Source organism: Longitalea luteola (assembly GCF_017356035.1).
GTDB classification, from domain to species: domain Bacteria; phylum Bacteroidota; class Bacteroidia; order Chitinophagales; family Chitinophagaceae; genus Niastella; species Niastella luteola.
In genome coordinates this window covers 255744-271382 of record NZ_JAFIQX010000010.1, presented here as the reverse complement: position 1 = coordinate 271382, position 15639 = coordinate 255744, and the positions used below count along the sequence as shown (strand labels likewise).

Here is a 15639-nt window from a genome sequence, read left to right as displayed (position 1 = left end):
CAACGATCAATGGCACCTGTGAAAAGTATAATTTTTGATTTGGGCGGAGTTTTGCTCAACCTCGATGTAGCTAAAACCAGCCAGACATTCAAAGAACTGGGCATTACGCAAATAGATGAACTGTTTCGTATAGGCTATGCAGCCTCATTTTTCAAAGACTATGAAAAGGGCACAATTTCAGATGAGGAATTTGTAAAAAGAGCCCTGGAGCTAACATATCCCGGCACTACAAAAGAGCAGGTCATCGATGCGTGGAACGGGATGTTGCTCGATTTTCCCGCTGAACGGGTCGGGTTCCTCAAAAAACTGAAAACTAAATACCGCCTGTTTTTATTCAGTAATACCAATCACATTCATTTGCTGTCTTTTCATAAAACGTTCCGGGAGGTATATGGCAGCGAAATGGATGAGTTGTTTGAAAAAGCATATTACTCACACCTCATTAAATGGCGTAAACCCGATGTGCCGGCCTTTCAGTATGTGATAAACGACAGCGGCGTAAACGCGGCGGAAACGCTTTTTATCGACGATGCACTCGTGAATGTGGAAGGAGCCCGGCTGGCCGGTTTACAGGCCGTTCATCTTACTGATGGCAAAACGATCCTGGATCTGGGTCTTTAAGTAGTCGTTCCTGTACTTCCTTTAGGTTGTGGTTTGGTTATGGTTTGGTTGTGGTTTGGTTAGGTTAACCTTTTCTTTACCCCTTAGGTAAGAAAAAGCAAATAAAAAGGTAAAGGCAACTAGACGCTAATATTGGCAAGACCAGAAGGAAAGGTAACCGGGAAGTAAAGAAGGGGTAAAGCAGGGGTAAACAAAAGGTAAGGAATACCTGCAGAACAGGTAACCAGGAGGTAAAGAATAGGTAAACAGGAGGTAACCACGGGCCCAAGACGAAAAGTGTACGCCATTGTGGATCTGGTGATTGCGACCCAAAAAGACCTCACCAGGTAAGAAAAGCCCTGCCGCGCCTGAACTTTAAACTTTGAACTTTGAACTTTGAACTATTACTCCTTTACTTCCTCAAAATCAATGTATTCGCCCGATTTAGATGTTGACGCTGTGGCGCCGTTGGCCGAAGATGGCCGGCCGGTATTGCCATTTTGTTGCAGCGGGTCCTCCTGCTGTTGCTGCTGACGTTGAAACTCTTTTATCTGACGGCGAACACGCCACGACATTTTGAGTACGGGCACCAGAAAGTTAAATACAAATTTGTACAGGAAGATGGCAAGAAATATATAGAATAGAATGCGGAAAATACTCATATTATAAAAAACTAAAGGTACAACCACAGCACCTAACAAATTGTTAAGGTAGCTGCTAGAAATTTGATCAGGCTGCAAATAACAGGCCCCTGTTTACGGGAATCCGGCAAAACTATATCAAATGAACAAGTGTGGCAGACTGAAAGTTCAGCAATGGCAATTTTTCGGTTCAGTCACCGTTTCCTGACGGTCGTCATGTGATATAATTTTCGTTTATCCAAAATTAACAACCAGTATTTTGGAAGTAATTGTCTATTTACCTTACCTTTGCCAAGGCAAAAGATGTTTAGAAAGGGAACGGAAATCGTTCCCTTCTTTATTTCCCATAAGGACATGGAAACACCAGTACAGGCAATTGAAAAAATGGTACAGGATATGCTGGCCAATGATCCGGCATACTTCCTGGTTGAGATCAAAGTAAAACCTACCAATAACGTAAAGCTTTTTTTGGATGGCGACCAGGGAGTGACCATAGAGAAGTGTATCTCCTGGAACCGGGCTTTATACAAGAAAATCGAAGAAGAAAATCTATTCCCTAATGGAGACTTTTCGCTTGAAGTATCCTCTCCCGGCGTTGATGAACCGTTAAAATTGTTACGCCAGTATAAAAAGAATCTGGGCCGCACGGTTGAGGTCATCCTCAAAGATGGCATTAAAATTACGGGTAAAATGATTGAGGTAGGCGAAGAAACCATTACTGTGGAAGAAACAAGAGGAAAAAATAAAAAGAAAGAGGTGATAACTCACCAAATTCAATTTGATCAAATAAAATCAACAACAATTCAAACCGTATTTTAATTGATCCCCGACGGGTAACCATTGGGGGAAAAAATTGTAGTATATGGCAAGCATAAACTTGATAGAGGCCTTCGCAGATTTTAAGGAAGCGGAAAATATTGATCGCCCTACCATGATGAAAGTGGTAGAAGATGTTTTCAAAACCCTGCTGCGTAAAAAATATGGCAGTGACGAGAATTTTGACGTAATTGTGAATGCGGAGAAAGGTGACCTTGAAATTATGCGCCGCCGGACGATTGTTGAAGACGGAAATGTAATGGATCCCCTGGCCGAAATAGCTTATAGCGATGCCATAAAAATTGAACCGGACTACGAAATTGGCGAAGATCTGTATGAGGAGGTAAATATCCTCGATTTCGGCCGCCGTGCCATCCTGGCAGCGAAACAAACCCTCGCCAGCCGTATCAGCGACCTGAAAAAGAACGTGTTGGTAAAGAAATATGGCGACAGGATCGGCGAAATCATCAGCGCCGAAGTATACCAGGTTTGGAAAAAAGAAATTTTATTGCTCGATGAAGAAGGGAATGAGTTAATATTGCCTAAGTCTGAGCAAATTCCTCAGGACTATTTCAAGAAAGGTGAAAATATCCGCGCCGTTGTAAAAAAAGTAGAATTAAAAAACAATTCTCCGGTCATTATTTTATCCCGTACCTCTCCCTCTTTCCTTGCAAAACTGCTTGAAATTGAGGTGCCTGAAATATTTGATGGTTTAATTGTTATTAAGAAAATAGTTCGTGAACCAGGTGAAAGGGCCAAAGTAGCGGTAGAGTCGTATGACGACCGTATTGACCCCGTTGGCGCCTGCGTTGGTATGAAAGGTAGCCGTATCCATGGCATCGTACGGGAATTGAAAAATGAAAATATCGATGTTATAAACTGGACCAACAACATCCAGCTGTTGATCCAACGGTCATTAACACCGGCCAAGATCACCACCATGGAGCTTGATAATGATAAAAAACAAGCCAATGTGTACCTGAAGCCCGACCAGGTGTCGCTGGCGATCGGTAAAAAAGGCGTCAATATCAAGTTGGCACAGGAATTAACAGGATTTAGCATCGACGTTTATCGCGATACTGAAGGCGAACCCCAGGAGTTCGATATCGATCTGGAAGAATTCAGCGATGAAATTGAAACCTGGATCCTTGATGAGCTCAAACGCGTTGGTTGCGATACAGCCCGCAGTGTGCTCGATCTCACTGCCGAAGAGCTGGAAAGAAGAACTGACCTGGAAAGAGAGACCATCAACGAAGTACGCCGGATACTGAACGAAGAATTTGAAAAAGGATAGGCAGAAAAGTCAGTTTGGTTATAGGCTGTAAGGATAAAGCAAGTCACAACCTTAAAGGTTATAGCAAGGTTATGAAACCGGCTTGCACGTATGGCTTTTAAATTGAATGTGATCAAAATGACTTTTTACAAGTAATTTGCTTATCCAAACAGCGAACAAAACAAAAAATTGTCTTACAATAACGAATGGCAGAAACAACAACACTTAGATTAATGGCCGCAGCCAAAGAGTTTAATATCGGCAAGGAAACGCTGGTAGACTTTTTGGTAGGAAAGGGATTTAGCAAAGACGATCTCAAACCCACGTCAAAGCTGACGGAGGATATGTATCGTGCTTTGCAGCAGGAATTCCAGAGCGATAAAGTGGCCAAGTTAAAAAGCGACCAGATAGATCTGCCGAAGGGAAGCCTGGAAGCAAAGAAGAAAAAAGAAGACGACGCTGCGGCTGTTAAGAAAGAGGTGGTTAAAAAACAGGAGCCAGCTCCGGTTGTAGAAGAGAAAAAAGAGGAAAAGGTTGAAAAAGTTGAGAAGGTTGAAAAAACCGAGAAGGTAGAAAAAGTAGAGAAACCGGAAGAGGTAACACCGGTACCGGAAGTTGTGCAGCCACCTGTAGTTGCTGAAACAGTTGTAACTCCGCCTGTAGAAGAAAAGCAGGAAGTGATCGAAGAGCCCAGGGCAGAAGAGAAACAACCTGAGATCACGAAGGTTGAAACGCCGGAAATAGAAGGGCCTAAAATACTTGACAAGATCGATCTTTCAGCAATAGACTCTTCGACAAGACCGAAGAAAGCTCCTATTGTTGTAAAGAAGAAGGAACAGGAACCACCGGTAAAGGCGAAAGAAGAACCAGCACCGGTGAAGGAAGAAAAGAAGGCGCCAAAAGAAGTACAGGAGCCAAAAGAAGAGCCCGCCACTACTCCCACGCCTGTAGCTGAGGAAAAAGTAGAAAAGCCAAAAGAAGAAGTGCCGCAACCTCAGCAACAGCAACCTGCCAAACAGGTGGTTGTTGAAAAGAAAAAAGAACAGGAGCCGGTAAAGGAAGTGCCAAAAGAAAAAGAACCGGAGAAAGAAGAAGCACAACCGCCGGTTATTGAAAATATTAAAGCCGATAAACTTACGGGACCAAAAATTCTGGGCAAAATAGAATTACCGGTTGGCGACGAAGCCCGCACCAAACCGAAGCCCAACGAGGAAAAGAGGAAGCGCAAACGCATTCCCATTGAAAAGAAGGACCAGCAGCAGCAAACTGCGCAGGAACGGGCTCAACATCTTTTCAAAAAACGAGACGGAGGTGGTCAGCACGGAGGACAACAAGGTGGTCATCACGGCGGACATCATGGTCAGGGACAGCAAGGTGGTGGCGGTCAGCACCGGCAAGGTGGTGGCCAGCAACAGGGCGGCGGCTTCAGAAGGGATAATCGTCCCAATAACCGTCCGGGTCAAAACCGCCATGTATCGCGCGAACCCAAAGAGATCAACGAAAAAGAGATCCAGGATAAAATACGTGAAACACAGGCCAAGCTGTCGGGTAATAAGGGCGGTAAAGGCATAAAAGCCAAACGCCGTCACGAAAAACGCCAGGGCATGGCCGAACGGGAAGGTGCAGAAGGACAAGACAACAAACTGCAGGTGACCGAGTTTATCAGCGTAAGCGAACTGGCCAACCTGATGGATGTAAGTTTTGCCGAAGTGATCAGCAAATGTATGAGCCTCGGTCTCATGGTGTCTATCAACCAACGTTTGGATGCGGAAGTAATTGAACTGGTGGCCGGTGAATTTGGTTACGAAGCCGAGTTCATTGATATGGAAAAGCAGATGGAAATGGAGGAAGAAGAAGAAGTGGATGCCGAAGAAGATCTGCAACACCGCGCGCCTATCGTTACCATCATGGGTCACGTTGACCACGGTAAAACTTCATTGCTCGACTATATCCGCAGTGCGAATGTGGTTGCCGGTGAGGCCGGTGGTATCACCCAGCACATTGGCGCTTACGAAGTAACACTCCCCAATGGTAAAAAGATCAGTTTCCTCGATACACCTGGTCACGAAGCGTTTACCGCCATGCGTGCCCGTGGTGCCAAAGTAACCGATATCGCGGTTATTGTGGTAGCTGCAGATGATGCAGTGATGCCCCAAACCAAGGAAGCCATCAGCCACGCACAGGCCGCAGGCGTACCCATGATCTTCGCCATTAACAAGATCGATAAAGAAGGAGCCAATCCGCAAAAAATATATGAACAGCTGGCCGGTATGAACCTGCTGGTGGAAGAATGGGGCGGTAAATACCAAAGCCAGGAATTGAGCGCCAAAAAAGGATTGAATGTAGACAAACTGCTCGAAAAGATCCTGCTGGAAGCCGAATTACTGGAACTGAAAGCCAACCCCGATCGCGAGGCTACTGGTACTATCATTGAAGCTACGCTCGATAAAGGTCGCGGCTATGTGGCCACTGTACTGGTTCAGAACGGAACCCTGAAACATGGCGATCTGGTCGTATCAGGTCAGTTCTATGGCCGTGTTAAAGCCATGTTCAACGAGCGTAACAAACGGGTAGACGAGGCACCTCCTTCTACACCGGTACTTATTCTGGGCTTGAACGGCGCCCCGCAGGCCGGTGAGAAGTTCAAAGTATACGAAGATGAAGCAGAAGCAAAAGAAGTAGCTAACCGTCGTGCACAGATCCTGCGTGAACAGGGTATTCGTACGAAGAAACATATCACGCTCGATGAAATTGGCCGCCGTCTGGCATTGGGTAATTTCAAACAATTGAACCTGATCCTGAAAGGCGACGTGGACGGTTCTGTAGAAGCCCTGAGCGACTCATTGCAGAAATTATCAACTGAAGAAATTGTTGTATCAGTAGTACATAAAGCCGTAGGTGCCATTAGTGAAAGCGACGTCATGCTGGCAACCGCATCAGATGCCATCATCGTTGGTTTTAACGTACGTCCTTCTACCCAGGCTAACCGCCTGGCCGAAAGCGAAGGCGTTGAGATCAAGCTGTACTCCATCATCTATAACGCCATCGAAGAAGTGAAGAGCGCGATGGAAGGTATGTTGGAGCCGAAGATCACTGAAAAGATCGTGGCCAATGTGGAAGTACGCAACGTGTTCAAATTCGATAAAGCCACAGTGGCTGGTTGCTATGTACTCGACGGCAAAATTCAGCGTAACTCCAAGATCCGGGTTATCCGGGATGGTATCGTTGAATATCCTAAAGGTGAAGGACAAAGCGCTGAACTGCAGTCTTTGAAACGCTTTAAGGACGACGTGAAAGAAGTACCTTCAGGCATGGAGTGCGGTTTAACCGTTAAGAACTTTGCAGATATCAAAGTAGGCGATATTATTGAAGCATTTGAACTGGAAGAAGTAAAGAGAACATTATAAAGGCATACAGGCAACGAGGCAACGAGACATAAAGTTATGTCCCAATGCCTCGTTGCCTTTTTGAGCCTTGCGCCTTCAGCCTTGCGCCTGCTTATTCTTTTGTTAAATAAACCATGCCTTACTGTAAATGGTATGGTAACGAGTAAATTTGAACCGGTCCCTTATAAAAATATTCAGATGAAATCTGTCTTTACACTTGTAACCGCCCTGTTTTTAGGCGCCATGGCCATGGGCCAGGCTACCCGAAAAGTAGTAGCCGATAAGATCGTAGGCATTGTGGGCGATAAGATCATTTTAAAATCTGACGTGTACAACGATATTCTCGATCGTCAGCGGCGCGGGGAACCCGTTCCCGAAAATGCCGATTGTTCGATCATGGAGCAGATCCTTACCCTGAAAGCATTGGTGCTGCAGGCCGAAAAAGACTCTATAGAGGTGGGTGATGATGAAATTGACGCCCTGCTCGATAACCAGATCCGCGGATTCGTTCAGATGTACGGTTCTAAAGAAGCGCTGGAAGAAATTGCAGGCCGTACCGTTTATCAGATCAAGGAAGATTTTCGGCAGACCTTCAAAGAAAGAAAGCTGGCCGAACGCATGCGCGATAAGATCGTAGAATCCATCAAGATCACGCCACAGGAAGTAAAGGAATATTTCCTCAAGAAAGATCAGAATAATTTGCCTTTTTACGAATCTCAACTGGTGATCGGCGAAATTGTATCATATCCTAAAGCAAGCCGCGACCTGGAAAAACTGACCATCGATGAGTTGAATGATTTCAAAAAGCAGGTAGAAGCCGGCACCCAAAAGTTTGAGACCCTCGCCCGTTTATATACAGATGATCCCGGCAGCAAAGAAAGCGGCGGGCAATATTCCATCAACCGCACTGAAAAGACCTGGGACCCCGCCTTTTTGAACAACGCATTCCGGCTTAAAGAAGGACAAATTTCCCCGGTGTTCAAATCAAAATTCGGTTACCATATTATTCAAATGGTAAGCCGTGCGGGTGACGATGCCATCGTTCGCCATATTTTACGTATTCCGAAGATCACCGATGAAGAAATTAACGAATCTATCAACAAACTGGATTCAGTGCGTGCTAAACTGATGGCAGGTACCATTGAGTTTGGAGAAGCGGTTGCCAAATACAGCGATGATGAGAATGCAAGATTCACCGGCGGTATTAAGCAGGGGCAAAATGGTTCAACATTCCTGGAATTAAGTCAGCTGGATAAAGACCTGGTTGAATTACTGGCCAGCAGCAAGATCAAACCCGGGGAGTATTCAAAACCTACTCCATTTACTGACGAAAGAGGTAAAAAAGGCGTGCGGATCATTTATCTGAAAACACGTACGGAGCCTCACCGTGAAAATATTAAAGATGATTATGACCGTTTGGCCAAAGAAGCGTTGGAATTGAAAAAGCAGCGGGCACTGGAAAGCTGGTTTGCTTCTAAAATTCCTTCCTATTACATTATGATAGATAATGATTTCAAAAGCTGCGGTACACTTAGTAAATGGATGCAATATGCATCTACAGGCAGCAAGTAAGGGTGTATAAAATAATTGTCAATATAACGTGCCCCGACGGTTTTGTCGGGGCTTTTTTATCAGGGTAATTGGGTAGAAATGACGGGATTCCTACATAAGCAGCCTGGTTATCTGCCTTTGAAAGAAGACATTACTCATTGCAATTAATAGTCATTTAAATGTAAGTGTAAACCCTTAAATGGGTTAGAAACGCATGCACGATTCTTGGCATGAAGCAGCTTTTAAGTATTTTGTATAAGTATTTACATGTAAATATGACGTAAATGCATACCATGTAATTGCTGCAAACTGCTGTATGTTAAAACAGTCGAAGAAATCCATCCCTGAAGTAACAACTGATTATACCGCCCTCAGCCTGCAAACAGATAAGGCGGGTATTATCATATCAGCTTCAGCTGACCTGCTTTCTTTTACTGGAAAGCATCAGGAGGAACTGATAGGCAACTCCTTTAAAAAAATCATTGACGCTGCTGATAAGACCAAACTGCAGGCCCTGCTGAATACCGGTATCGATGCCGGCCTCATCATACAATTAGCAATAAAAGGAAGATCAGGTGTTCACCACATCGGGTTCACCGCTAAATATCAATCTAACAGTCACAAAGCAGGTGAAATTATCAACTGGAATGCCGTTCCGGTATATAAGCCCACTCCCATTGCGGCATCGAAAAACAGTCTGCTTGACAATTTTTTCCGCTATTCCAATGATCTGTTATGTATTATTGATGGCGAAGGAATGGTGAAGCAGGCGAACACGCATTTTGCGCAACTGCTTGGCTACCGGACAGAAGAAATGTTTGGGCTACAGTTCATACAATTGGTGCATCCCGATGATCGGCCGTCATTCCTGCGCTCAGGGCTTTTACCCATAAGCACAAACAACAACGAATTTTTTGAAGCCAGATTCTGTGGTAAAGATGGCAGGGTAGAAGAACTGTCCTGGTCAACATCATATATTGATGAAGATTACCTGGTACTGGCAATAGGCCGTGCGGTAACAGCTAATGACGGGTTTGCCACCGATTTAAAAGAGGTTCGCCAGGAACTACAGGAAGTAAGCGACCGCTATAAAGCATTTGTACAACAAAGTTCCGAGATCATCTGGCGCTGCGAATTACAAACACCCATCGATATTAACGACCCGGAAGAAAAGCAATTACAACAATTGTTTGAAGGCTATCTGGCTGAATGTAACGAACAGATGGCCCATTTTTACGGGTTTGAAACCACTGCCGGTATAATCGGGCAGAAAGTATCTGTGTTCTTTGATCCAAATGAGCCGATAACGGAACAGGTTGTACGGGAGTTCATTCAACAGGGATATAAAATATACCGCCGCCTGTCAATGCACATCGATCACCAGGGCAACAAAAGATATTTCCTGAACAACCTGGTAGGAATAGTGGAAAACGGCAAACTGTTACGCGTTTGGACCACTCAAAACGAAATTACCCAGCTGCGAATGGCTGAAAAGGCCAATCGATACCAGGCCAGTGTATTGGAAAATGTGTCTGATGCAATATATTCTACCGATCGTGATTTCCTGATAAAGAGCTGGAACCATGCCGCTGAAAAACTATACGGGATCAGCGCAGAGGAAATAATGGGTCATACCATACAGGATTTTTTCAAATACGACTATCATAATACCAGCTTTGAAAAGCTGTTGGAAGAATTATACGCCTCGGGTACATGGAGTGGTGAGATCTCTTTTACCAGACCTTCAGACAGCAAAAAGATAATCTTATCGTCATCCATCTCTTTGTTAAGGAATAAGAAAGGCCATATAACGGATATTATTGCCATCAACAAGGATATTACCGAAGCCCGCCTGTCGCAGGAAAACCTGCGCATTAACGAAGAAAGATACCGGTCGGTCGTACATGCCCTGGGCGAGGGCATTTTGATGTACGACAAAAATGGTCAGATCATTGCCTGCAATCGCAGTGCAGAAATGATATTAAAAGTGCCCGCGAGCTACCTTAATGGTAAACCAACAGGCGTGGGTAACGCCTGTATCTACGAAGATGGCACACCTTTTCCGCCGGATCAATATCCGTCATTGGTCACCCTGAGAACCGGTAAATCGTTGCAGAATGTGATCATGGGGTATCAGCGATCAGATGGCAGCCTCGTTTGGATCTCGATCAACACCGAACCGGTTTATTATACCGAGCAGCGCGTGCATCCTGACGCCGTTGTCGCTTCCTTTGTAGACATCACGCAAAAAAAAGCGGCCGAAATAGAACTAAAACAAAGCCAGCAGCAGTTAAAAGAATATTCAGAACGCATTACAAATATATTAGCCAGTATCACCGATGGTTTTATTGCGGTAGATAAGAACCTGAAGATCTTTTTATGGAACCACGCGGTTGAGAATATAACGGGGTTGGATGCAAAACAGGTGATTGGTACGAGTGTTGAAAAGATCTTCCCCGATTTTATCGGAACAACGGCCTATCAGCAATATATAGAGGCTATTAATAAAGGTACTTCTTCGACCTTTGAACATTTTCTGCCAGCCTTTGCCCGCTGGCTGGAAACCAGTGTATACCCTTTTTCACAGGGCGCATTCATCTACTTCAGGGACATTACCGACCGGAAGAAGCAGGAACGCTTACTGGAGCTGGAAAAAGAAGTATTAGCTATCAATGCACAGCCCACTGCTTCGTTAAAAACGACCATCGATTATTTCCTCAATGGTTTGGAAAAAACGTATCCCGGCATGGTTTGTTCGGTGGTCATGCTGAATGAGGATAAACAAACCATGCGGCATTTGTCGGCGCCCGGCCTTCCCGATGAATTTGCTGCTGCAGTCAATGGCGTTAAAACAGGGCCCGCTGTGGCTGCCTGTGGTACGGCCATTTATAGAAAAGAGACTGTGATTTCGGTAGACATTGAGACCGATCCGCTCTGGGAAGGTTACAGAACACTCACCCGTAAATTCGGACTTCGGTCCTGCTGGTCTTTTCCTATTGTGAGCGCCGGCAATGAAGTGCTTGCCACCATTTCGGTGTATCATACGTATCCGGCTACACCCACTGATGCGGAATTACAATTATTTGACCGGGTGAACAGCCTGCTGCGGATCATTATTGAAAACAAGAATGCTGAACTGAAGATCAGGTTAAGCAATGAACGGTATTTGTTGGTAACCAAGGCAACCAACGATGCCATTTGGGACTGGGATGTTAATACCAACTCCCTGTATTGGGGAGAAGGCATTTATACGCTGTTTGGCATTAAACCCGGTTATGTAGAGAATGCCGGTCTCTGGGAGCACTGCATTCACCCGGAAGACCGTGACCGGGTGGTGAACGGAATAAACAAGTTCATAAAAGACAGCACCTCGAAAATATGGGAAGATGAATACCGGTTTATAAAACCCAATGGCGAATACGCATTGGTGTTCGACCGGGGCTTTTTGATCTTTGATCATTCCGGTAAAATAGCGCGAATGGTGGGAAGCATGCAGGATATTACCGGTAAAAAGGAACTGGAAAAGAAATTACTGAAACAGGAAGTTGATAAACATAAAATCATAGCCCAGGCAGTTGTGAATGCCCAGGAAAAAGAGAGGGCTGAAATCGGGAAAGAGTTGCACGACAATGTGAACCAGATCCTGTCAACGGCTAAATTGTATCTGGAACTGGCTCAGACAGACGATGACAGCCGGCTCGATCTTATTAACAGAAGCACCAAAAATATTTCAGATGCCATCAATGAGATCAGAACCATATCGCGCTCGCTGGTGCCGCCGAGTATCGGCGACCTGGGATTGATCGATTCGGTGCAGGACCTGGTTGAAAATATCAAAGCGACGAAGCGATTACACGTTGAGTTTTATTATTCAGGAACAATTGACAGCGTACTGGATGAAAAAAGAAAACTGATGCTTTTCCGCATCATCCAGGAACAGGTGAATAATGTGTTGAAGCATGCTTCGGCCAAAAACCTGGTAATTGAATTGATCGCAGACAGCGAAGGCTGTGCTGTAGACCTTACCATCAGCGATGATGGCCAGGGTTTCGAGCTGGATAAAGTGCGGTCGAAAAAAGGTGTAGGGCTGTCGAATATTGCCAGCCGTGCGCAGTTATTCAATGGCAGCGTACATGTAGTTACTGCATTGGGTGAAGGGTGTAAACTGAAAATAAATGTCCCTATTTCAAATATCTAAACCCCCTTATTGATTATGGAAAAAATCAGTGTACTGATCGCAGATGATCACAAATTGATACGGGAAACCTGGAGTTTTATCCTGAACAACGATCCACGTTTCACGGTAGTTGCCGAATGCGGCGACTCTGAACAGGCGGTGGAAATGGCAAAAAACAAAAAGCCCCAGATCGTGCTCATGGATATTAACATGCTGCCTATTTCGGGTTTTGAAGCCACCGAAAAGATCAGGAAGGTTTCACCTGCTTCCCGCATCATCGGCATTTCGATGCATTCGCAGCCGGCCTATGCCAAAAAGATGCTGCAGATCGGCGCCCGTGGCTATGTTACCAAGAATTCATCCAAGGAAGAAATGATTACGGCTATTATGGAGGTGCATGGCGGCAACAAATACATCTGCGATGAAATAAAGAATAATATTTCGGAACTGGTGCTGGAAGAAAATAAAGATGTCCCAAATGTAAATGCGCTCACTGAGCGGGAAATCCAGATCATCAATTTAATTAAGGAAGGGCAGTCATCGAAAGAGATTGCGATGACCCTGAACATTTCGTTAAAAACAGTAGAGGTACATCGTCATAATATTCTGAAGAAGCTGAAGCTGAAGAATTCAGCCTCACTGGTGAATTTCATCAACAATGTAGCTACCAGTATGTAAACAGGTAATTATATGTAATTAATGACTAATATTTATTGTTAGGCATACAAGGGACATTAATAATCAATTTGGGGGAAATACAACCTGCACCTAGGGGTAAACCTTTATTTATGGCTGAGAAAATTCATTAAGTGTTTAAAAGACATTGAATAAATTAAGATTTCTTTCAGAAAAATCGTCAATTTAGCGCTACCAATATCTATAGTTAAACAATTAAAATCCAACGTCCGAATCCAGATCCTACAGAAAACCGAACCGTCCAATGCCCGTTTAAATTAAAAAACAAACAGGCGCAGATATTGATCCAATGTCCTGATGAGGAACAACCCCCATACCTATGAAGACTGGGGGTTTTTTTCATTTTTCTCCTTTAACTTTCCGTTGTTTCTTCTTCTCACATATTCCTTGTAACTTTGCGCTTTCTTTTTATAATCGGGAGTAATACATGAGTGATGCAATCAAGCATGAATGTGGGTTAGCATTCATCCGTTTAAGAAAGCCGTTCTCCTACTATTTGCAACAATACGGTACAGTAATGTGGGGCCTTAACAAGCTGTACCTGCTCATGGAAAAACAACACAACCGTGGCCAGGATGGTGCTGGTTTGGCAGCTGTGAAGCTGAATGTTGAGCCCGGTTACCCGTTTCTGCAACGTGTTCGCAGCAGTGCTAACCAACCTATAGCAGACATTTTCTCAAAAGTAAGTCAGGAAGTGAAAGAGCTGGAGAAATACCAGCCCGATGTAATGAAACATCCCGGTTTAATGAAAGGGCATATTTCATACCTCGGCGAGCTGTTATTGGGCCATTTACGCTATGGAACACAAGGCAAAAATAATGTCGAGTTCTGTCATCCCTTTATAAAACGCCACACGATCCCTGCACGGAACCTGGCGCTCGCGGGCAATTTTAATCTGGTTAACACGGATGAGCTGTTCAACCTGATCAATATTGAGCCCGGCGAATTTCAAAAACAAAGCGATCTCGCTGCCATGATGGAAGTGATCCATCATTTCCTGGTAAAAGGTGATGAACAATCACCCAGTGATATGGATGTGTTGAATGTATTGCGCAAAGCAGTACCGCTTTTTGATGGTGGATTTACAGTTGGTGGTTTGTTAGGCAATGGGGATTCATTCGTGTTCCGGGATGCCCATGGCATTCGCCCTGCCTATTATTATATTAGTGAAGATGCAATTGTAGCGGCATCTGAGCGGTCGGCCATCCGTACCGTTTTCAATGTTGGTGAAAATGAAGTGAAGGAACTGATGCCCGGCATGGGATTGATCGTTAAAGCGAATGGCGACATCACCATTGATAAAGTAACAGAGGCCAAAGAACGCAGGGCCTGTAGCTTTGAACGTATCTATTTCTCCCGCGGCAGTGATGAAAAGATCTACCGCGAGCGCAACGCCCTGGGTTATAACCTGAGCCCGCAGATCCTGAAGGCCATTGATTATGACCTGAAACACACCATATTTTCCTTTATTCCGAATACAGCTGAAGTCGCTTTTTACGGTTTATGGAAAGGACTGGATGATTATTTGAAGCAGGTTAAAATTCAACGTATTTTATCCTGGGGCAACGATATCACGGAAGAGAAGTTGTCTGAAATGATCAATCGTAAAATACGTATTGAGAAGATAGCGATTAAAGACGTTAAGATGCGTACGTTCATTACGGAAGATGTAAGCCGTAATGAAATGGTGCAACACGTTTATGATGTTACCTACGGTACGGTGGAGAAGGGGGTTGATACATTAGTGGTGATAGACGATTCTATCGTTCGGGGTACTACATTAAAAGAAAGTATTGTGCGTATGCTGGCCAGGCTGGAGCCGAAAAAGATCATCATTGTTTCATCGGCGCCACAGATCCGCTACCCGGATTGTTACGGTATTGACATGAGCAAACTGGGCGATTTCATAGCATTCAAGGCAGCTATAGAATTAATGAAAGAGCATGGCAAAGAAGATTGTTTGAAAGAGTTGTACGACAGATGTAAAGAATTGCAACGATTAGACCAGCTACATACGGAAAACGTGGTTCAGCACGTTTATAAACCATTCACAACCGAACAGATCTCAGATAAAATTGCTGAATTGATTACCCCTAAAGGGCTTAATTTGCCAGTACAGGTAATTTTTCAGACAATAGAATCCCTTCATCAGGCATGCCCAACCAATACAGGCGACTGGTATTTTACCGGTAATTACCCAACCCCCGGTGGCAACCGTGTGGTAAACAAAGCATTTATTAATTATATTGAGGGTAAAAACGTAAGAGGATATTAATAAAGCTATTGGCTTGACAATTACCTAATTATTAATGCATTTTTAATCTTAAGTTTGATTATATCAGAAAAAATGCTTAATATCAGGTACGGGATTATATGTAACCTCTTCTATACCCCTAGGAAAACAAAGGTATAAGACTCATCCATTAGTAGTTGCACAAAAGCGCAAAAAACGGCTTTGGCTGTTTGGCGTGCGTTGTGCAGAAACTAAGCGCATTCTCA

General features: G+C 44.3%; 9 protein-coding genes. 8 read left to right on the top strand and 1 reads right to left on the bottom strand.

What is annotated here, in order from left to right:
* Window positions 1-9 precede the first annotated feature (9 nt).
* Window positions 10-621: an HAD family hydrolase gene (locus JUB15_RS22135; protein ID WP_207514831.1), complete on the top strand. Its 612-nt coding sequence runs from the start codon at window positions 10-12 to the stop codon at window positions 619-621.
* Between the two features lie 383 nt (window positions 622-1004).
* Here the strand turns inward: JUB15_RS22135 and JUB15_RS22130 are convergent, their stop codons facing one another.
* Complete coding sequence (locus JUB15_RS22130) at window positions 1005-1262, bottom strand: hypothetical protein (protein ID WP_207514830.1); 258 nt, start codon at window positions 1260-1262, stop codon at window positions 1005-1007.
* A gap of 282 nt (window positions 1263-1544) precedes the next feature.
* On the opposite strand from JUB15_RS22130, the gene JUB15_RS22125 reads away from it, so the two are divergent.
* The 7 genes from JUB15_RS22125 (at window position 1545) to JUB15_RS22095 (ending at window position 15415) form a co-directional block, all read left to right on the top strand.
* A complete protein-coding gene (locus tag JUB15_RS22125; protein ID WP_242696464.1) occupies window positions 1545-2060 on the top strand; it encodes an LSm family protein in 516 nt (171 codons plus the stop codon).
* Between the two features lie 43 nt (window positions 2061-2103).
* Window positions 2104-3351 (top strand): transcription termination factor NusA, encoded by a 1248-nt coding sequence (gene nusA, locus JUB15_RS22120; protein ID WP_207514829.1) that lies wholly within the window; start codon window positions 2104-2106, stop codon window positions 3349-3351.
* A gap of 185 nt (window positions 3352-3536) precedes the next feature.
* Window positions 3537-6737: a translation initiation factor IF-2 gene (gene infB, locus JUB15_RS22115; protein WP_242696463.1), complete on the top strand. Its 3201-nt coding sequence runs from the start codon at window positions 3537-3539 to the stop codon at window positions 6735-6737.
* A gap of 177 nt (window positions 6738-6914) precedes the next feature.
* A complete protein-coding gene (locus JUB15_RS22110; RefSeq protein WP_207514828.1) occupies window positions 6915-8288 on the top strand; it encodes a peptidylprolyl isomerase in 1374 nt (457 codons plus the stop codon).
* Between the two features lie 295 nt (window positions 8289-8583).
* Window positions 8584-12465: a PAS domain S-box protein gene (locus tag JUB15_RS22105; RefSeq protein WP_207514827.1), complete on the top strand. Its 3882-nt coding sequence runs from the start codon at window positions 8584-8586 to the stop codon at window positions 12463-12465.
* Between the two features lie 15 nt (window positions 12466-12480).
* Window positions 12481-13122: a response regulator gene (locus tag JUB15_RS22100; RefSeq protein WP_207514826.1), complete on the top strand. Its 642-nt coding sequence runs from the start codon at window positions 12481-12483 to the stop codon at window positions 13120-13122.
* Window positions 13123-13567: 445 nt separating this feature from the next.
* On the top strand, window positions 13568-15415 hold the full coding sequence (locus JUB15_RS22095) for an amidophosphoribosyltransferase (RefSeq protein ID WP_207514825.1): 1848 nt from the start codon (window positions 13568-13570) through the stop codon (window positions 15413-15415).
* The last annotated feature ends 224 nt before the right edge of the window (window positions 15416-15639 follow it).